The 20,692-nt window shown below is 32.5% G+C and carries 21 protein-coding genes; 5 read left to right on the top strand and 16 right to left on the bottom strand.

Going from position 1 to position 20,692, the window contains the following annotated elements:
• Positions 1-13 precede the first annotated feature (13 nt).
• The 3 genes from dapA to rpsO all read right to left on the bottom strand — a co-directional run bounded on the left by dapA (position 14) and on the right by rpsO (position 2,373).
• Positions 14-883, bottom strand: coding sequence for a 4-hydroxy-tetrahydrodipicolinate synthase (dapA, locus tag AC1RPK_RS05795; protein ID WP_481761711.1), 870 nt, complete (start codon positions 881-883; stop codon positions 14-16).
• A gap of 23 nt (positions 884-906) precedes the next feature.
• Positions 907-1,956: an aspartate-semialdehyde dehydrogenase gene (locus AC1RPK_RS05790; RefSeq protein WP_481761710.1), complete on the bottom strand. Its 1,050-nt coding sequence runs from the start codon at positions 1,954-1,956 to the stop codon at positions 907-909.
• A 147-nt stretch (positions 1,957-2,103) separates the two neighbouring features.
• Entirely contained in the window at positions 2,104-2,373 is a 270-nt protein-coding gene (gene rpsO / locus AC1RPK_RS05785) for a 30S ribosomal protein S15 (protein WP_409022405.1), read from the bottom strand.
• A gap of 281 nt (positions 2,374-2,654) precedes the next feature.
• Between rpsO and rpsT the strand changes: the two genes are divergently transcribed.
• Positions 2,655-2,909: a 30S ribosomal protein S20 gene (rpsT, locus tag AC1RPK_RS05780; protein ID WP_409022404.1), complete on the top strand. Its 255-nt coding sequence runs from the start codon at positions 2,655-2,657 to the stop codon at positions 2,907-2,909.
• A gap of 51 nt (positions 2,910-2,960) precedes the next feature.
• Here rpsT and holA read toward each other — a convergent pair whose 3' ends face one another.
• The 11 genes from holA to AC1RPK_RS05725 all read right to left on the bottom strand — a co-directional run bounded on the left by holA (position 2,961) and on the right by AC1RPK_RS05725 (position 13,651).
• Positions 2,961-3,986 (bottom strand): DNA polymerase III subunit delta, encoded by a 1,026-nt coding sequence (gene holA / locus AC1RPK_RS05775; protein WP_481761709.1) that lies wholly within the window; start codon positions 3,984-3,986, stop codon positions 2,961-2,963.
• A 5-nt stretch (positions 3,987-3,991) separates the two neighbouring features.
• Positions 3,992-6,010, bottom strand: coding sequence for a DNA internalization-related competence protein ComEC/Rec2 (locus AC1RPK_RS05770; protein WP_481761708.1), 2,019 nt, complete (start codon positions 6,008-6,010; stop codon positions 3,992-3,994).
• A gap of 251 nt (positions 6,011-6,261) precedes the next feature.
• Positions 6,262-6,741, bottom strand: coding sequence for a ComE operon protein 2 (locus AC1RPK_RS05765; protein WP_409022402.1), 480 nt, complete (start codon positions 6,739-6,741; stop codon positions 6,262-6,264).
• Positions 6,742-6,800: 59 nt separating this feature from the next.
• Positions 6,801-7,406, bottom strand: coding sequence for a helix-hairpin-helix domain-containing protein (locus tag AC1RPK_RS05760; RefSeq protein WP_481761707.1), 606 nt, complete (start codon positions 7,404-7,406; stop codon positions 6,801-6,803).
• A gap of 190 nt (positions 7,407-7,596) precedes the next feature.
• Positions 7,597-8,094, bottom strand: a complete 498-nt coding sequence (gene coaD / locus AC1RPK_RS05755) for a pantetheine-phosphate adenylyltransferase (protein ID WP_481761706.1) — start codon at positions 8,092-8,094, stop codon at positions 7,597-7,599.
• A gap of 1 nt (position 8,095) precedes the next feature.
• Complete coding sequence (gene rsmD / locus AC1RPK_RS05750; protein WP_481761705.1) at positions 8,096-8,647, bottom strand: 16S rRNA (guanine(966)-N(2))-methyltransferase RsmD; 552 nt, start codon at positions 8,645-8,647, stop codon at positions 8,096-8,098.
• A gap of 5 nt (positions 8,648-8,652) precedes the next feature.
• Positions 8,653-8,979: a YlbG family protein gene (locus tag AC1RPK_RS05745; RefSeq protein WP_481761704.1), complete on the bottom strand. Its 327-nt coding sequence runs from the start codon at positions 8,977-8,979 to the stop codon at positions 8,653-8,655.
• Between the two features lie 18 nt (positions 8,980-8,997).
• On the bottom strand, positions 8,998-10,176 hold the full coding sequence (locus tag AC1RPK_RS05740; RefSeq protein ID WP_481761703.1) for an FtsW/RodA/SpoVE family cell cycle protein: 1,179 nt from the start codon (positions 10,174-10,176) through the stop codon (positions 8,998-9,000).
• 397 nt (positions 10,177-10,573) lie between these two features.
• Positions 10,574-12,421 (bottom strand): translational GTPase TypA, encoded by a 1,848-nt coding sequence (gene typA, locus AC1RPK_RS05735; protein WP_481761702.1) that lies wholly within the window; start codon positions 12,419-12,421, stop codon positions 10,574-10,576.
• A 165-nt stretch (positions 12,422-12,586) separates the two neighbouring features.
• Entirely contained in the window at positions 12,587-13,360 is a 774-nt protein-coding gene (locus AC1RPK_RS05730; protein ID WP_481761701.1) for an inositol monophosphatase family protein, read from the bottom strand.
• A gap of 12 nt (positions 13,361-13,372) precedes the next feature.
• Positions 13,373-13,651: a UPF0223 family protein gene (locus AC1RPK_RS05725; RefSeq protein ID WP_481761700.1), complete on the bottom strand. Its 279-nt coding sequence runs from the start codon at positions 13,649-13,651 to the stop codon at positions 13,373-13,375.
• 238 nt (positions 13,652-13,889) lie between these two features.
• Between AC1RPK_RS05725 and def the strand changes: the two genes are divergently transcribed.
• On the top strand, positions 13,890-14,438 hold the full coding sequence (gene def / locus AC1RPK_RS05720; protein ID WP_409022787.1) for a peptide deformylase: 549 nt from the start codon (positions 13,890-13,892) through the stop codon (positions 14,436-14,438).
• Between the two features lie 75 nt (positions 14,439-14,513).
• Here the strand turns inward: def and AC1RPK_RS05715 are convergent, their stop codons facing one another.
• On the bottom strand, positions 14,514-14,993 hold the full coding sequence (locus AC1RPK_RS05715; protein ID WP_409022393.1) for a hypothetical protein: 480 nt from the start codon (positions 14,991-14,993) through the stop codon (positions 14,514-14,516).
• 229 nt (positions 14,994-15,222) lie between these two features.
• On the opposite strand from AC1RPK_RS05715, the gene AC1RPK_RS05710 reads away from it, so the two are divergent.
• From AC1RPK_RS05710 to AC1RPK_RS05700, 3 genes are all read left to right on the top strand, one after another.
• Complete coding sequence (locus tag AC1RPK_RS05710) at positions 15,223-15,441, top strand: DNA-directed RNA polymerase subunit epsilon (RefSeq protein ID WP_409022392.1); 219 nt, start codon at positions 15,223-15,225, stop codon at positions 15,439-15,441.
• Positions 15,438-17,114 carry a ribonuclease J1 gene (rnjA, locus tag AC1RPK_RS05705; protein ID WP_409022391.1) on the top strand — a complete coding sequence of 559 codons (1,677 nt, stop codon included), beginning with the start codon at positions 15,438-15,440 and terminating at the stop codon, positions 17,112-17,114. Before AC1RPK_RS05710 ends, rnjA begins: the two co-directional genes overlap by 4 nt.
• Before the next feature lie 118 nt (positions 17,115-17,232).
• Positions 17,233-18,180, top strand: coding sequence for a diacylglycerol/lipid kinase family protein (locus AC1RPK_RS05700; RefSeq protein WP_481761699.1), 948 nt, complete (start codon positions 17,233-17,235; stop codon positions 18,178-18,180).
• A 42-nt stretch (positions 18,181-18,222) separates the two neighbouring features.
• On the opposite strand, the gene recD2 is transcribed toward AC1RPK_RS05700, so the two are convergent.
• Positions 18,223-20,682: an SF1B family DNA helicase RecD2 gene (gene recD2 / locus AC1RPK_RS05695; protein ID WP_481761698.1), complete on the bottom strand. Its 2,460-nt coding sequence runs from the start codon at positions 20,680-20,682 to the stop codon at positions 18,223-18,225.
• Positions 20,683-20,692: the final 10 nt, after the last annotated feature.

The following is a 20,692-nucleotide window of genomic DNA, read 5'->3' as shown; positions in this document are numbered from 1 at the left end:
CCTCTTACATATTTTATATTTTTAGTATTTTCACTAGTTGATTTATTTCATTGTCAGTTAATGCCTCTATTGGTAAACGACACCCACCTACTAAGATACCCTTGTAATTTAAAGCTGCTTTAGCTGGTCCAGGAGATGGAAGAGAAAAAAGTGCAGCCATTTTTGGCGTCAACTCTCTTTGAATATCTCCTGCAAGCTTAATATTTCCATCTTGTACAGCTTGATACATTTTAGTCATTTCAATACCAAATATATGGCTTGCAACAGAAATAACACCACTTGCTCCTAAGATTTTTGCAGTCAAACTATCCGTATCTTCACCAGTATACACCAAGAAATCATCTGGCGTTTGTTCAACAATACGACTTAAATTTTCACTACCTGTACAATCTTTAATACCAATAATATGATTATTATTAGATAACTTAACAATTGTTTCAACAGTCATAGTTACGCCTGTACGACCCGGAATATTATAAATGAAAATAGGCAATTTCGAAGCATTTGCAACTGCTTCAAAATGAGCAATCATACCTTTTTGATTAGGCTTATTATAGTATGGCACAACAACTAAAGCTGCGTCCACACCAGTAATAGCGGCTACCTCATTGGTAAAATCAATTGTCTCCATAGTATTATTTGATCCTGTACCAGCCATAATTGGAACTCTACCATTAACTATTGCCACTGTTTTTTTAATCAAATTTAATTTTTCAGAATGATTCAACGTAGGCGATTCGCCCGTAGTACCATTAACCAGGATACCTTTTGAACCTGTTAAAATTAAATGTTCAATTAATTTAATTAAGCGATCTTCATCCACTTGATTCTGATCATTAAATGGTGTGACCATAGCTGTCATTATATCTACATTTTCAAACATTCGCTTAATTCACTCCTTTCTTTTTACTTTGGAACTCTTAATAAATCTAATTCATGCAATTTTTCAGCAATTTGAACTGAATTCCATGCAGCACCTTTTAACAAATTATCCGAAACGACCCATAATTGGAAGGCATTATCCTGTTCTAAATCAGCTCTAACACGACCAACAAATGTATCTTTCTTACCAGTGGCATTAATTGCTTGTGGATATATCTGTTGTTCCGGATTATCTTGTAAAACCACACCGGGTGCATCTGCAAGAATATTTTGAATTTGTTTAACAGAAGCATCATGACTTTCAACTTCAAACCAAACAGATTCCGAATGGCTAACAACAACTGGTACACGTACACATGTTGCAGTAACTTGAATATCTTGATTAGACATTATTTTCTTCGTTTCATGAATCATTTTCCATTCTTCATGTGTATAACCTGTGTCTTCAAAAACATCAATTTGTGGTAGTGGATTAAATGCAATTGGATAATGCTTTTTATCACCAGAAGCTGGTAAAATCTTTGCTTCCATCTCTTCGCCATCAAGATAAGCTTGTGTTTCATCTTTTAATTCTTGAATAGCTAAGTTTCCAGCACCACTAACAGCTTGCATTGTTGTAACAACAACCTTCTTTAAACCGTAATTTTTACGAATTGGTTCTAGTGCAACTACCATTTGGATAGTTGAACAATTTGGGTTAGCAATTAGTCCTTTGTGTTCATAAAGTGCCTGTTCATTAACTTCAGGAACTACTAGTGGGACATCAGGATCCATTCTAAACGCACTAGTGTTGTCTACAACAACTGCACCACGTTTAATTGCTTCAGGTGCAAACTTTTTAGATACACTACCGCCAGCAGAAAATAGAGCCAAATCAACATTCTCAAAAGAATCAGATGTTGTTTCTTCTACGATAACATCCTGACCTTTAAATTTTAATACTTGTCCTGCAGAACGTTTAGATGCCAAATATTTAATACTATTGATGGGTAAACTTGTTTCTTCTAGCATTTGAATCATTCGTGTTCCAACAGCGCCTGTAGCACCGACAACCGCAACTCTATATCCGTCCATTGAAAAAAACCTTCTTTTTCTTTATTTGAATCTCAATTATACCATAAAATTTATGAACGTTTTACATTTAACTCACTTATAGTAGACATATCTTAAATTTTAAAAATAAAAAAAGCAAAACTCTTATTAAGAGTTTTGCTTTTAGTTTTAACGACGAAGACCTAAGCGTTGGATCAATTCACGGTAACGTTGAATATCTTTGTTACGTAAATATGCTAAAAGGTTACGACGATGTCCGATTTTCTTCATCAAACCACGTTGTGAAGCGAAATCTTTTTTATGAACGCCGATATGTGCATTCAATTCAACGATATCTGCAGTAAGTACAGCGATTTGTACTTCAGCAGAACCTGTATCGCCTTCTTGACGAGCATATTCGTTCATAATTTCTGTTTTCTTTTCATTTGTAATTGCCATTAGTGTTTCCCACCTTTCTGAATCTAAATGCCTAAAACCGAGTAAGTCGTCGGTGAGACGTCAACAAACTAAGTTAAAGGTTACTTGGAACAAATCTAACCTTACTAAAATTTAGAGTATATTGCAAGTTTTTTATAACTTCTCTTATCTAATTATTACTATCAAGTAAAAATCCTTTACAAGTTTTCATTGCATTAACTAATTTGGTTAGGTATAATAATGGTTGTTGAAATATTTGTTGAGAACCAATAAGGTGATCATGATAAGTGGAGGTGACTTAAATGCCAATTATTCAATCTGCAATTAAACGTGTAAAAACGAATGAAAAAGCAAACGTTAAAAATGCTGCTCAATTAAGCACAATGCGTACTGCTGTAAAGAAGTTTGAACAAGCTAAGACTGCTGGTGCCGATAATGTAGATGCTTTATACAAAGCTGCTATTACTGCAATCGACAAAGCACATTCTAAAGGTTTGATCAAAGAAAACAAAGCTGCTCGTGATAAGTCTCGTATGGCTGCTCGTTACGCTAAATAAGTTTTCAGAAAAATACCCAGTAGATTAATAATCTACTGGGTATTTTTTATTTTATACATCTATACGATTAATTTGAAGCATAAATAATGAGAATAATCCTTCTTGATCTTGTTGTGTCGTCTTCATTGCTTTTTCTAAATCAATTAACGCTAAATAAATTTTCCTCAAATCACTTCTATTAAATTTCTTTATCTTTTGAAGTGCCAACTTAATTCGATAAGGATGCACTTTTAAAACACTAGCTAAATCTCCTTGTGAGTAACCTTTATCTTGCAAAATTTTCACTTGTAATAATAATCTAAATTGTCCCAATAATATTGCATTTATCTTAATTGGCTCTTCATTTTGTAAAATTAAATCATGATACAACGTTACTGATTTTTCAATATTATTTGAAATAACAACATCTACTAAATCAAATATATTTTGTTCTAAAGTTTTAGAAACTAAATTTTCAACAGATGATAATGTAATTCGGTGGGTTTCAAAATTATACAAAAATAACTTTGGCAATTCATTCATGATTGTTGATAATTCTGTATTGGTTCTTTCTAGAAATAATTCCAAAGCGTTTTCATCTATTTCAAATGATTTGTTAGCCATCTCTTGGGCTATAAACTGTCGCGTTGCACGCTCATTTAACGGTTGATTATCAATAACTAGACTAAATTTTTTAAGCATCTTACTAATCTTTTTACGACCATCTAATTCTTTATAAGGCGCAAATATAACTACAATACTTGTTGGTTCCGGATGAGCTAAATAAGATAAAAGACCATCAATATCGTGTTCAATTTTTCTTTTTTTAGTGTCTGACGTTAGAAAAAAAGGATTTTGAATAAAAATTAAGCGCTTATCACCAAAAAAAGGAACAGACATCGCATCATCTAATGCTTTAGCCAACGGAACCTCCTCCATATCATATTTACCTAAATTCATCGTTCTCTCTTCTTCAGGTATCAACTCAGTAAATGCTTTTTTTACATCTTCCATTAAATAAGTCTCATTACCTAAGACAAGATTTACTGGCTTCACATTTTCAAGAGATAACGTTGAAATTATTGCCTGTGAATTCATATTTATCAGCTCTTTTCATTGTTAAAAACTTCTAATTTTTCTTTATAATTTTGAAACTTGCTGATTCTTATCATACCATGCTCTGCTGTACTAACAAACGGTATTCGATATTTTTTCAAAGTATCTAATGTTTCTTGATGTGGGTGGCCATATCTATTATTCTTACCAGCAGAAATCACCGCTAACTTCGGTTTTATTTGATCAATAAATATTGGATCAGTCGCAGTTTTACTGCCATGATGACCTGTTTTAAGAATTGATATTTGTAAATTGGGATATTTTTGAATAACCTTTTTTTCACCAGCTCGGTCCAAATCGCCAGTAATAAGATAGCTATATTTCCCGATTGTTCCAAATAAAACAAGAGAATCTTCGTTTTTTCCTATACCTTGATTAAAAGGATGTAGAATCATCAATTCAGCATCCTGTTTTTTACTATTATCTGTCATAGGTATCACCATTTTAGGCGGTCGAGTAGATTCTATTTTTTTAATGAATTGTGGCAGTTGTTCCATTCCAGATGGAACAATCATTCTATCGACGTCTATTTTGGTTAATATAGACGGAAAATTACCTATATGATCTGCATCTTGATGCGTCAAATATAAATAGTCTATATGACTGATTCCTTTGCTTAATAAATAATTAGTAATAATTTTTTCACCAGAAGTTTGATACTCCTTTCTAGTTCGCCAGCTATCCATCTTAAAATGAACTTTACCGCCTGTATCTACTAATGTAATTTGCCTATTAAACGGCTTTCTTATCAATGTTGAATCCCCTTGACCAATGTCAAAAAAAACGACTTCTTGCCGAATTGGAAAATGGATCCATAGAAATACCATAACATAGAAACTAACTAATATTGCCCATCTTTTAATACACGAAGGATGTAAAAAACATGTTAAGGTGCACATGAAAAATAGCATGCACATATTTAAACTGGGTTTACCAAACGTTATCGTTAATGGTAAACGTGCTAGTTCATCAAAAAAATAAATAAACGTTTTTAATACAGTATTTATCCCATCCATAACAACCTTAAAATGAATCCCAACCATTCCTCCAAAAATTACAATTGGTAGGATTAAGAATTCAAAAATAGGAATAATAAAAATACTAAGTACAATTGATAGAACATTCCACTGATAAACGTTGAAAAAAATAAATGGCAAACTAAATAAGTTTAGCCAAATACCTGATTCAAAAGTACCTTTATTCTCCATAAAGATTAGTAGTAATGACATTAGATAGCTCAACTGACCGCCAAATGTGAACAGTACTTGTGGTTCAATCACCAATCCTATTAACAAAGCGAAACACCAAACCGTAATCCCTTGGACAGGTTTATCAATTAGTTCACAAATAAGTTGAACCATACACATAAAAATTGCACGTCGTAAACTACTAGATTCCCCTGCAATAACTAAATAGCATGGAAGTAAAAAAAGTAATCCTTTGGCTACTGTCTCACGTGGGATTAATAGTCTATTTCCTAACGTTCTTATTAACATCACAAAATAATATACATGTAAACCCGATAAACAGAATAAATGAATTAATCCTAATTGTCTTATAGAGGCTAAATCCTGATTGAATTCCTGAGTCTTATCACCAATTACCAAAGCATTCAAAAATTTATCTAACGGATTGGATAAAGAATTAAAATAACTTTTTAATTCTGCTCGTAATTCATGTAACTTACTTATCACGGATTCAAGCGATAAATTCATGACATTTTTTTCACTATTATTAACTTTTATAATAGTCATACTATTGTAAATTGATTTAGTTCGCATAAAACTTTGATAATCAAACTCGTTTTCATTTGTCGCTGATTTAATTTTTTGTAGCTTAGCATCAACGTTTATAATTTTAGTGTGTTTATTATGTTTAATCTTATTGAGTTCATTTTGTGACTTACAGTTATAAAATCCTCGAATTTTTTGTGAATTAGAAATTATTTGTCCATCAAAACTAACCAAATCACCATTGATTGAATAATCATCAGGGTAAATTTTCACATTAACATTTTGTACCTCTTTTTCAACTACAACTTGCTTCTGGCTTTCCTTCGCATTACTGTAAAAATAAATACCAAAAATTAAAATACAGACACAACAAATATAAAAAGTTATCGAACGTTTTAACGTAATAATTCGTATAAAAATAACGATAGCGAAAATAATCCAAATAGGATTGTAATTTACAACATATAAACTTGTTATTCCAATAACTAACGTCGCAAAAAATAGATCAACTGCTTCAACTGATTTTATTCTGAAAATATTTTATTCAGAACAATTTCTTCAATATAATTTTTATCAACTTTTACTTGCTCAAAAATAACATTATTTCTTTCTAATAGTGATATGGCATAATCATCATTATGATAATTACGTAAATAATATATTTTTTTCACGCCGGATTGAAGTAGCATTTTTGTACACTGTAAACAAGGAAAATCTGTCACATAAATTTCTGAATTATCTGTCGCTGAGCCAAACTTTGCACACTGTAAAACTGCATTCATTTCTGCATGAATCGTTCGTACACAATGTCCGTCTACAAGGTAGCAACCTTCATCTATACAATGTACATCCCCTGAAACAGCGCCGTTATATCCGCCTGCAATAATCCGTTTATCTCTAACAAGTATCGCACCAACAGATAATCTTTCACATGTACTTCTTAATGATAGTAATGCAGCTTGCGTCATAAAATATTGATCCCAAGGAATTCTATTATCAGGCATTTAGGTATTTCCTTCTTTCATTTTTTTATAGTATATCAAAAATAAATCTTTAAAAAAAGTTAGACCGCTAATGAGTCCTTTAGACTTTCATATGTTTTATCACCGATGCCGCCAACTTCTTTTAATTCATCCGTAGTTTTAAACGATTGATGTTCTTCTCTATATTGTAAAATTTGTTCTGCTTTTTTTGGTCCAATTCCAGTCAACCCTTGCAGTTGTTCTTTCGTTGCGGTGTTTAAATTAACCGTTGATTCATCATTCGATTTATCCTGAGTTCCTGTAGTAGACCCTGCATCCATAACAGAAGATCCTTGGGCAGTAGTAGCTGCTACTTTATTTTCTTTTACTTCCCCTTTTGCCGGAACATATATAACCATCTCATCTGTTACTTTTTGAGCTAAATTAATCTGTTTCTGATCAGCGTTAGATAAAAATCCCTCAGCTAAATCGATTACCTGACTAATTCTCATTCCTGTTTTCATTGTGTATATACCTGGTTTTTTTATATTTCCTTTGATATCCACAACGATTTTCCCACCATTTGAGGTTTCTAAATGGCTTGATATATTTTTTTCCGAGCTAGACGACGTACTAGTAATACTATTAACTAACATATCATCTGTTTTGCTACTTTTATGTTGTGTAACTATTGAAAAAATGGTCAATGCTATTACAGATACCACACAAATAATGATAATTTTTCGATATTCAATTCAAATTTTTTTTATTTGATCCATCTTATCCACCTCCCTCTTATATTTAAATACGCAAAAAAACGAATTTCATTTAAAATGAAATTCGTTTTTTTCCTTAAATCATTATCACGTATTTTAATGATGATTCATTTTATTTAAGTTAATCTTCCTTACTAATTACTTCATGACATTTTTTAATCATAGCTACTTTTATATGATTAGGTACCATATTTGAAATATCTCCATCAAATTTAAATATTTCTTTCATTAAACTTGAGGAAATATGTGCGTATTTAGGATTAGCAAGCATCAATACAGTTTCCACTGTTTCATCTAACTCTTTGTTCATCAATGCAATATCTTTTTCATATTCAAAATCCCTATTATTTCTAACACTACGAATAATTATTTTAGCATCTAATTGGTGCATTAAGTTAATCGTTAAATCTGATTCAACACTAACTACTTCTACATTTGCTAATGAAAAGGTAGCTTCACTAATCAAATCTACCTTTTCATCAGCTGTAAACAATGACTTCTTTTTAGTATTAGTCATAACTGCGACAATAACTTTATCAAAAATTTGGCTTGATCGAACAATAATATCTAAGTGTCCATTAGTTAATGGATCGAAACTTCCCGGAAAAACTGCATTCATTTTAGTTCTCCTTTTGATAAATCGTTACCTGTGTAATTCCATAATTTTGTCTCCTAAATAGCCTGAATCCAGAAATATCATCAGGTAAGTTAGCATATTGATCTGTTTCACAAATAATTAAAGCTTGATTATTTAACAACTCGCTGCTATCTATTTTTTTTATCGTATCAATTATTTCTTGGGTCTTATAAGGTGGGTCTAAAAAAACAAGATCAAATGTTTCTTTACCTTTTAATAGTCCAATTGCTTTATCGGCATCTTGCTTATAGACCGTAAACTTATCTTCTTCCTTTGTGATAGCAATATTATCATTAATTGTTTTAATTGCTTGATACTGTCTATCAATTAGAAAAGCATGCGAGATTCCTCTAGAAACAGCTTCGATACTTAACCCTCCGCTACCTGCAAATAAATCTAACGATTTACCGCCATCAAAATAAGGACCAATAATATTAAACACTGATTCCTTAACTTTATCCGTTGTAGGTCTTGTTGCCATACCCGGAACTGCTTTTAATTTTCTTCCGCCATATTCACCTGAAATTATTCTCATATACTTTACTCACTTTTATTTTTAAATTTTTCTTGATCTTCATCTGTTAATTTAAATGCTTTTTCACCCATTCGAGACCCAAAGTCCATATCAATATCAGGGCGATGCGATACTTCTGTCTTTTTAACAAATTTTAAATTTTGAATTTTCTTAATCGTCTCGGGTAGGTCTTCTTGATTCATATAAATGACAACATATTTCATTTTTTTTGAAATATATTGAATAATACCGAATCGTTTCAACTGCTTAATTTGCTTCATATGGTATAAAAACACAATGACACCTTGTCTTTTTTGTATAACTAACTTAGTCCCATTTTCTTCGTCAAGCATTTGATTATGACCCCCTTTTTATTTATTATTTAGTAATTCCTTTTTTCTTAAAGCTGATATATTTAAAACTAAGCCTACACAGAAACTCAAGATAAGCATACTTGATCCGCCATAACTAAGAAATGGAAATGTTACACCTGTTATTGGTAAAACACCTGATATACCACCAACATTAAATACAGTCTGCACTGTCATAAACGTCGCAATTCCATAACAACAAAGTGAATGGAAAGTTTCTTTACTTTTAGAACCAATAAAGATAATTCGTCCAATCATACTGAAAAGTAATATTAAAATAAAAAATACCATCAATAATCCAAGTTCTTCACCTGTAATTGCTAATATAAAATCAGTATACGGTTCTGGTAGATAGCCTCGTTTTTGGATGCTATTTCCTAGTCCTGCACCAAAAATACCACCATTACTTAATGCATAATATGAATTTACCAGCTGTTGTCCAGTTGATTGCTGATATTTAAACGGATCATTGAATCCACTAAATCTTTTAGCCATATATGCTAATGGACCACCAGAATCTGGAGAAACAGATTTTAATTTTGATAATAATATCATTAAAGTACCCATGCCACCAACAGAAATTAAAGAAGTTATTCCAATTGAATACCCACTAGCCAAAATAATGATTAATACTGCACTAAAATTAATAATAAACCCACCCACATCTGGTTCAACCAAAATTAAAATGAGTGGTAAGGCTACTGCAATCGCATAGATAAAACGACGTTTATTTCTACCCTCATAACTTAATTCTTTATTTTCACGGAATGCAACTTGTTGCGCCATAAACAAGACTAAAAAAATCTTGCTGATTTCTGCGGGCTGAATGTTAAAAGAGCCAAAGTTAATCCATCCTGCTGCACCATTAACTGTTTTACCGCTAAGTACTACGTATAAAAGTAGCAGAATGGACACTGCACCAAATAATATTATAAATCCAGAACTTTTAAAAAAATTAACCTTCATTGAATATATAAGGAAAGCAACTAGCAATCCTAAAATGGCAAAAAGCAATTGTTTTTTTAAATATGTCGTTGGATCGCCACCCGCCATTTGAACCTTATATGAACTAGCAGAATAAACCATGACCACACCAATTCCGGATAATATGATATACGGTATAAAAATAAAATAATCAAGATATTGTAATTTTTGTGTTATTCTTTTTAAAATTTGCATTTTTAATCCAACTTATTTCTTCATTTTTTCAAATTTAGTACTAAAGTGTCTATTCGAAGTTACTTCAAGATTCTTTATCTGCTTCTTTTCAGTTTTTTCTTCAAACAGAGCACACTCCAACACAAAATCTACTTCACGAGAAAAACGAACAATTAAGTATCAACTACTTCTTAAAATGTAACATAACCAAGCTAGTAAAATGTATTTCGCTGTTTCCAGATAAATTTATTTATTTTATCTACATTTTCTTGCAAAGTGACCATCACATTTTCTTTAGAAATGTTGTTTTTCATCGATTTTATTCTCTCGTGACTCCTAATAGTATACCATATTACTATTTATCATGATTAAAAAAAAGAGTTGAAAATGAACTTAATCATTTTCAACTCTTTTTAAATTAACCTTTTTTTGAATCTGTTTTATGTTGTTTTTGAGCTTTTTCACGCATATTTGTATCTAAGATACGTTTACGTAAGCGTAAATTATTTGGTGTGATTTCTAATAATTCATCCGTGTTCAAGAATTCCAATGATTCTTCAAGAGTAAGAATAGTTGGTTTCTTGATTGAGGCTGTTTGATCTTTATTAGAAGAACGAACATTACTCATAGCTTTTCCTTTAGTAATATTTACAGAAATATCACGTTCACGGCTACTTTGTCCAACAACCATTCCTTCATAAATATCAGTAGTAGGTGTTACATAAATTGTTCCACGTTCTTCAATACTCATAATTGAATATGTTGTAGCTTTTCCTGAATTAATAGAAACTAATGCGCCATTACGACGACCAGGTTCCCAGTTACGGATAACTGGTTTGTATTCAGAGAAAGTATGATTTAAGATACCGTATCCACGAGTCATTGAAAGGAATTGTGAATCATATCCAATTAAACCACGAGTAGGAGCTGAGAAAGTTAAACGAGTTTGGCCGTTATTACCGGTCTCCATGTTAATCATTTCACCCTTACGTTGAGCCATTGTATCAATAACACCACCAGAATATTCATCAGGTGTATCGATTTGGACGCTTTCAAATGGTTCTTGCATCTTGCCTTCGAATTCACGGTAGATAACTTCTGGACGTGAAACTTGAATTTCATAGTCTTCGCGACGTAAAGTTTCAATTAAGATTGATAAATGTAATTCTCCACGACCTGAAACAACCCAAGCATCTGGAGAATCTGTATCTTCAATTTTCAATGAAACATCAGTATGCAATTGTAATTTAAGACGATCTTCCATCTTTCGAGCAGTAATGTTTTTACCATCTTGTCCAACAAATGGTGAATCATTCGTTCTGAATGTCATTTGTAGTGTAGGTGGATCAATACGCATTAATGGTAATGCTTCTTGATGATCACTTGGTGTTACAGTTTCACCAACGAAGATGTCATCCATCCCTGAAACTGCAATTAAATCACCGGCTTTAGCTTCATTAATTTCAACACGATCTAAACCGAAGAAACCAAAAAGTTTTGAAACACGGAAGTTTTGAACTGAGCCGTCAAGTTTAATAACAGAAACTTGATCACCAACAGCAATTTTTCCACGGAACACACGACCAATACCAACACGACCAACATATTCATTATAATCCAACATTGAAACTTGGAATTGTAATGGTTCGTCACTGTTATCAACTGGTGCAGGAATTGTATTTATAATTGTTTCAAAAACGTCATCCATAGAATGTTTTTGAGTTTCGATATCTGGATCCATACTTGATGTACCATTGTATGCACTAGCATAAATAACAGGGAAATCAAGTTGTGCTTCATCAGCACCTAATTCAATAAACAAATCAAGAACTTCATCAACAACTTCTTGTGGACGAGCACCCATACGATCAATTTTGTTAATAACAACGATTGGTACTAATTGTTGTTCTAAAGCTTTTTTCAAAACAAAACGTGTTTGAGGCATTGTTCCTTCAAAAGCATCAACGACAAGTAAAACACCATCAACCATTTTCATGATACGTTCTACTTCACCACCGAAATCGGCATGTCCAGGTGTATCTAAAATGTTAATTTGTTTGTCGCCAACTCTAACAGCAGTATTTTTTGATAAAATTGTAATACCACGTTCTTTTTCAATATCATTTGTATCCATGGCACGGTCACTAATTTCTGAATGGCCATCCAATGTATCTGATTGTTTTAATAATTCATTAACTAATGTCGTCTTACCGTGATCGACATGGGCGATAATCGCAATGTTACGAATGTCATCTCTTGTTTTCAAGTTTGTTCTTCCTTTCGTTGGAGCCTTAATATTTTTACGAATAATAACTACAGTTCACTATTATAGCAGACAATTAACACACTTACTAAAAGTTTTCATACTTTTTCATAAATAAATCGCATAAAAAAACTGCGACTTGTTAGTCACAGCCACAACGCGATTCTACTAAAAACTATTTAGTAGTTTTAAAATGTCCTCTTGTGCGTTTTCCGTTGCTATTAATACATCTGCTGATTGTAACATATCGAGCTCTAACCCGTCAATTGTTTTCACGGTGATACCAAGAGTTTCCGCCAATATTTTACCGGCTGCAAAATCCCATGGTTTTAAGTGAGAAACATAACCAATTTCTTGTCCACGTAATATGTGAACAAACTCAATACCGGCACTTCCATAAACCCTAGCACCTGAACTATGTTGAACAATTGATTGTAAATGCTTATAGTCCATCATTAACATAGGTGAGCTACAACCTAGCAAGCCATCCTTAAGTGCTATATTTTCAGGCTTTTCAAGTTTTTTATCGTTGGCAAAGACGCCCCTATCTGGCCCACCAGAATATAAAACATTATTCATTACATCCATAATGAATCCCAATTTTCCAATACCGTTTTCATAAATACCAATCATAATCGCGAAATGATCTTTCTGTTTGACAAAATTCATTGTGCCATCAATTGGATCAACAATCCAAACAGTACCATCTAAATTTGTTACATCATCCCCAAAACCTTCTTCACCTAAAATTTTGGCTTTCGGATCAAAGGTACGAATTTTGTTTACTAAAAATTTTTCAGTCTGTTTATCCATATTAGTTACAAGATCAACTCGACTACTTTTTGTTTCAACAGACAATGGATTTCCAAATGCATGAATAATATTTTCACGTGCCTCTGTCAGCCAACTTTTAACCTGATAATTAACCTCATCAATATTCAAATCATAACCTCCCTATTGGTTAATTTTAATAACGTCCCTTGTACTCTCTCTTGCAAATTTCATTGTACGATAAATACTAAAACCTGATTCATCTTCGTACGATCTGCCTATTTGTTTTTCCTCCATTTTGGAAGGAACAATTTTTTTAAACTCACGATAATTATAAAGCAATTCTTCTCGATCAATACCTGTAGAATTTGCTAATTCTATTGCTTTATAGAATTCACTGACAGAGATAATTTCTTCAGTAGTCCAATGTGCTTCTAATGGGTAATCAATTTTATTATTCATAATTTAGTGTGTTAAACTCCCTTTATTTTTACTTTATTTAATTATTGAATTAATTTTCAACTAATACTTTCAATATACTTGAAAGTAATTACTATGTTTCATTTTACAGCAATCCATTAAAAACTAAAAGAAATGAAACATAACTATTAATTTTCAAATGGCCTACAGATATGATTATTTTATGCTACAATGTACCGTAGAATATTAATTTGGAGGTACTATTTTGATTAAAATAACAATGAAAAATATCATTCGTGAAGGTAATCCAATTTTACGAAATCGTTCAAGCGAAATGACTTTTCCGCTTTCAGATGATGATAAACAACTCGCACATGATTTAATGGAATTTTTAGAGAATAGTCAAAATGAAGAAATAGCTGAAAAATATCATCTACGCGCAGGTGTTGGCTTAGCAGCTCCGCAATTAGCAATTTCTAAACGAATGACTGCTGTCTTAATCCCTGGCCCAGAAGGTGAAGAGCCCACACTTAAACAAGTGTTAATTAATCCTACTATTTTAAGTCAGTCAGTTCAAGTTGCTGCACTTTCAGAAGGTGAAGGTTGCTTATCAGTTGATAGAGATGTCCCTGGATATGTGCCAAGAGCTGATCGGATTACACTTCGTTACTTTGATATCGAAGGTACACAACATAAAATCCGCTTGAAAAATTATGAAGCAATTGTAGTCCAACATGAAATTGATCATTTAAATGGTATATTATTCTTTGATCATATTAATACTGACAAACCATTTGCTATACCGAACGATGCTATTATGCTTGAATAAATAACTAAAGAGTTTCTCCAATAATTAATTTATTGAAGAAACTCTTTTTATTTCACTTTAAACATACTGTTTGAACTATACCTTTTTTAAATCTTTAGTATACATAATTGTCTCAACATTAACCAAATGTGCTACCTCTAAATGTAAAATACCGTCTAAATACCAAAGATCTGTTACTTCAAATGCCGATTTTGCTTCGACACTTTTTTTAACCAGGTTCATCATTTCAAATTCTTCAAATAAATTGAAAAAAATGTTTCTTATTTTCCCGATATTCTCTTCTGAAGGAGACTTCATCTGAAATTGATACTCAAATACCATGACCCTCTTACCCCAAACCTTTGAAACAATTTCTGTAACCCTTAGTATTTCAGAATTAATACCATATTCATTACCATGTAGTCTATTTAAAGCAAATTCAACCGCATTATCTGTAATAAGTTTGCTTTTATTTTTAAGAATAGTAATCTGTCTATTTCTTTTCAGACGGTTATAATTTAAAATTATGATGATCATTAAAACCACTACAGTCACTATTTTAACTACCAACCACATTTATAAAACACCACTCTTCCTTATACGATAACTTTTCATAATTATAACATGTCTGTTAAATTTTATCCTTTATAAGTCTATTCAAATCGGTCTATTCTATACTTAAATAATAATATATGATAAAATATAAATTATATGTTGTGCAGACAACCCCCAGTTCGGTTTCTAATTTCCATTTCAAATCATTTTAACCAAAATGATATCAATTTAATTTAAAGGAGTTTTACAAATGATTTTTAAAGTTTATTATCAAGAAACACAAGATAGAAATCCACAAAGAGAAGAAACAAAATCACTTTTCCTTGAAGCAAGTTCTGAAATTGAAGCTCAAAGTATTGTTGGTCACCAAACAACACATAACATTGAATTCATTGAAACATTATCAGATAAAGCTTTAGCATATGAAAAGGAAAACCCTACATTTAAAATGACGGAGTTTTCTGAATGAAAAAGATAAATGTTAAAAATAACGAGACTGGTGTTTTTGCAGTCGGCGGATTAGGTGAAATTGGTAAAAATATGTACGGCATCCAGTTTCAAGATGAAATTATCGTCGTCGATGCAGGAATCAAGTTTCCGGAAGATGAGTTATTAGGAATTGATTACGTTATTCCTGATTTTCAATACTTAGTTGCCAATCAACAAAAAATTAAAGCATTAGTTATCACCCATGGTCATGAAGATCATATTGGTGGTATTCCCTATTTATTAAAACAAATTAATGTCCCAATTTATGCTGGACCATTGGCTTCAGCATTAATCAAAGGAAAATTAGAAGAACACGGGTTACTTGCCACAACAGAAATGCATGAAATTGAAGAAGATACTGTTCTTAAATTCAGAAAAACGAGTGTGTCGTTCTTTAGAACAACTCATTCAATTCCTGATACTTTAGGTGTCGCAATCAAAACGCCATCTGGTAACATTGTAGTCACTGGGGACTACAAATTTGATCTAACACCTGTTACTAATCAGCCGCCCAACCTTCAAAGAATGGCTCAACTTGGTGCTGATGGTGTACTTTGTCTACTATCTGATAGTACAAATGCAGAAATTCCTAATTTTACAAAATCAGAAAGATTCGTTGGTAAATCAATTCGACGAATTTTTGAAAAAGGTGAAGGCCGCATTATCTTTGCTACTTTTGCTTCAAATATTTCCCGAGTACAACAAGCTGCTGAAGCTGCTGTTGCCAAAGGCCGTAAAATCGCTGTCTTTGGACGTAGTATGGAGGCAGCAATTGTTAACGGACGTGAATTAGGATACTTAAATATTCCAGATGATGCCTTAATTGATGCACGTGATATTAATTCATTACCCGCAAATGAAATTTTAATTTTATGTACGGGATCACAAGGTGAACCAATGGCAGCTCTTAGCCGTATCGCTAATGGGACTCATCGTCAGGTTTCTATTCAACCTGGTGATACTGTTGTTTTCTCAAGTTCTCCAATTCCTGGTAACACAATCAGTGTAAACCACGTTATTAATGAACTTTCAGAAGCTGGAGCAACTGTTGTCCATGGTAAAGTAAATAATATTCATACTTCTGGTCATGGTGGCCAAGAAGAACAAAAATTAATGCTCAGTTTGATGAAACCTAAGTATTTCGTCCCTGTCCATGGTGAATATAGAATGCTTAAAATTCATACTGGATTAGCTGAACAAATTGGCGTTCCAAGAGAGAATAGCTTTATTATGGAAAATGGTGATGTCTTAGCTCTAACTAGTGATTCTGCTCGAATTGCTGGTCATTTTGAAGCTGATGATATTTATGTCGATGGTTCAGGAATTGGTGATATCGGTAGCGCTGTCCTAAATGATCGACAAGTCCTTTCTGAAGAAGGCCTTGTTGTTGTCGTTGCAACGATTGACATGAAAAAACATGAAATTCAAGCAGGACCAGATTTATTATCTCGTGGATTTGTCTATATGCGCGAATCAGGAGAATTAATTAATCAAGGTCGTCGTCGCTTATTCCGTGTCATGAGTCGCTTATTAAAAAATGATAAAATTACAGAAGCCATGATTAATGATGCAATCGTTGATGACTTACAAAAATTCTTATATGAACAAACTGAACGTAAACCAATGATTTTACCAATGTTAGTTATCGTTTAACAAAAATAGCTCAATATTCTAATTAGAATATTGAGCTATTTTTATATAATCAAAATTTATCTTTAAATCCTTTTAAATTTTAGTTATAATTATTAGTATTAATTAAGGAGGGAAGTTCATGAATCAATATTTCATTATCGTTAATGAGTCTGCTGGAAGTGGTCGTGCTAAACAAATTTGGCAATCTATTGAAAAAAAATTAATTTCTCAAAATGTCTATTTTAAGGCCCATCTGACAGACTATATTGGTCATGCTTCCCTTCTAACGGAAAATTACGCCAGACATTATCACCCCATCGAAACAGACAATAATCAAATTATACTAGTTATTGGCGGCGACGGTACTTTAAATGAATGTATCAATGGTGTTAAAAATGCGAACACATTTGATATCCCAATTGCCTATATTCCTGCAGGATCAGGAAATGATTTTGCTCGAGGTGTCGGTATCCCCAAATCTCCACTTGTAGCTCTTGAACAAGTATTAAACACAACTTCACCTAAACTATTAAACTTAGGTGTCATGCACGAATTATCACGGCATGAAAAAAAATACTTTATAAATAATGTTGGCGTAGGTTTCGATGCGCAAATAGTAAGTATCGCAAATCAATCAAGTTCAAAGAAACTATTGAATAAACTTCATCTAGGATCGCTTACTTACTTAAGCGCCCTATTAGGAACTTTATCAAGACAAGCTGCATTTCCCATAACTGTCCGGGTGAATGGCCATCAAGAATTTTATCAAAATGCCTTTCTTGTAACAACATCAAATCATCCCTACTTTGGTGGCGGTGTTCCAATTTTACCAATGGCAGATCCGACAAAAAATAATTTAGACTTAATTATCATTGAAAAACCTAGTGCACTAAAATTAATCTATCTAGCCATTTTACTGAAATCTGGTAAACATATTAACCAAAAAGGTGTTCACCATTTTACATCAGATAAAATTAAACTTTCCGTTGACTCTTTAGAGTACGGTCAAATGGATGGTGAAGACCTAGGAACCCGTTTCTTTGAAATTGAGTATAGCGTCTTATCATACCCATTTTGGATTAACTAAAAAGCCTATATATCTCATTTAATTGAGATATATAGGCTTTTTCTATGGTCGGCTATTCTCCATTCCAATCATTGGATCAATTGAACCATCCATAATATTGTCGTTAGTTAAAATAAATTTTTCAATTAAAGTTGGAACAGGCGGAGCTATTTTAATAGATTTTTTAGCTAGTTGGCTCTCTTTAATCGAATCATCAACTTTTTTAATATCACCATCAAAAATCTGTTCAATTCGTAATAATAACGTTGTTTTTCTATTGGCTGATTCATTCTCAACACATTCTTCAAATGATTTTTCTTCGCCAAGCAAAATCAATAACTGGCTAGCACGGGTAATTGCGGTATACAGTAAATTACGTTTAAGCATTCGCTTATACTGCGAAACCATTGGCAAAATAACCATTTTAAACTCACTACCTTGAGACTTATGAATAGATGTGCAATATGCCAAAGTTATTTTTTGCCATTCATTTCGCCTGTAAGTCACTTCTGTTTGATCAAAAGCAATAACTAGTTCGTCTACCTTATCTTCGCTATCTTTGGCCAATGTAATTCCTACAATCTTACCTATATCTCCATTAAAAACATTATTTTCAGGACTATTAACAAGATGTAACACCTTGTCACCAATTCTAAATTTTTGATCTCTAAAAAGTACTTCTTTTTGTCTACTATTTTCAAGTGGATTCATAATATTTTGTAACATTTCATTTAAACGATTAATTCCCGCCGCACCTCGATACATTGGTGCCAGAACTTGAATATCACTTGAAGTGAACCCTTTATTCTTAGCTCGTTCAACAACCTGTTTAATAATTGATTCAACTTGAAATTCACGACTCGCGAAAAATGAACGATCCTTTTGATTCTGTGTAAAATCAGCAGGTAATTCACCTTTTTTTATTGAATGTGCGAGTGAAATTATTGATGACCCATCACCTTGACGATAGATATCCGTTAATTCTTTTCGCTCAAGATAGTCACTTTTCAATAAATCATAAAATGTTTGCCCAGGACCAACAGAAGGCAATTGATCTTTATCACCTACAAAAATGACTTTCATATCTGTAGGTATTGCATTCATTAATGTATTCAATAAATACGTATCAACCATCGACATTTCATCGATAATTAATAAGCCACCTTCTAAATCTTTCGTTTCAACATCATTATTCGATTCTCTTCCAGTTAGTCCTAAGAGTCTATGGATTGTACTGGCAGGTAATCCAGTCGTTTCAGTCATTCTTTTTGCTGCTCGCCCAGTAGGTGCAGCTAAAAGAATAGGAAATGTTTGTCCTTCTCCATAACTACTAAGATCGAGCGAAAAGTCATTTAATTCCGCAAATAACTCCACGATACCATTAATAACGGTTGTTTTACCCGTTCCTGGGCCACCTGTTAATAAAAATATCTGTGAATTCATAGCCGCCCTAATGGCATTAATCTGTGACTCACCATAATTCATATCAAGTTTTTTTTCAATCTTACGAATTGCTTTATCAATATCTTTTTCTGCTAACTTACCTTTTTCTTGCCCCGATGAAAGTAATCTTTTTAAATGTTCAGCAATTTGGTATTCTGCATGATACAGATTTTTTAAATAAATACGCTGTTCATCACCGACAACGAGTCCTGATTTAGCTAAATTAATGAGTTCTTTTGAGATTGCCTCAGGGTTTATTCTGACTCTTCGACTACTCTCTAATAATCGTAAAGATGCTTCCAACAACGGCTCTGCAGTCGCATAGGTATCGCCATCTTGTTGACATAAATCATTGATACTTTGCAAAATACCTGCTTGTATTCGACCTGAAGAATCAGCTGCAAATCCTAATTCTCCAGCAATTTGATCTGCCTTTTTAAAGCCAATATTTTCAATATCATTTACTAGTTGATATGGATTTTCTTGAATAATTTCAAGGGTTTTTTCTTTATAAGTTTGATAAATAGTTGCGGCTAATTGACTACCAAATCCAAAACCATTTAATCCAATAATAATTTGTTCCATCCCATTATTTACTCGAACAGTCTCTAATATTGTTGTTTTCTGCTTGTTTGATAATTCTAATGAATCAAGTACAGTATCATCTGCTAATATTTTATCAATTGTTTTCGTTCCTAACTTTTCAACAATTGATTCCGCAGTCTTTTTCCCAATCCCTTTAAATTCTGAGCCAGATAGATAGGTAATAAGCCCCATTTTTGAAGTAGGTGTTTCATTTTGATAATTACTCGTTTGAAATTGTTTCCCATATTTGGGATGCTCAACTTGTTGACCATAGAAGCGGTACGTAGATTCCTCTTTAATGTCAGCAAAATTACCAGTAACAACAACCTCATCTTCAGGCCATTCCAAATTACTTTCAATACTGTGAATTAGAATCACTTTATAAAAACTATCTTGGCTTTGAAAAAATATGGTTGCAACCTTACCAACCAAGTAAGCTTGTGTTTCATCACTTTGAGGATCATCATTAAATAAATTTAGTTTCTGAACAACCATTATTTCACAT

It is taken from the genome of Dellaglioa sp. CoH-55-MRSF-6 (genome assembly GCF_056782215.1).
This window is presented reverse-complemented; position numbering and strand designations above follow the sequence as displayed.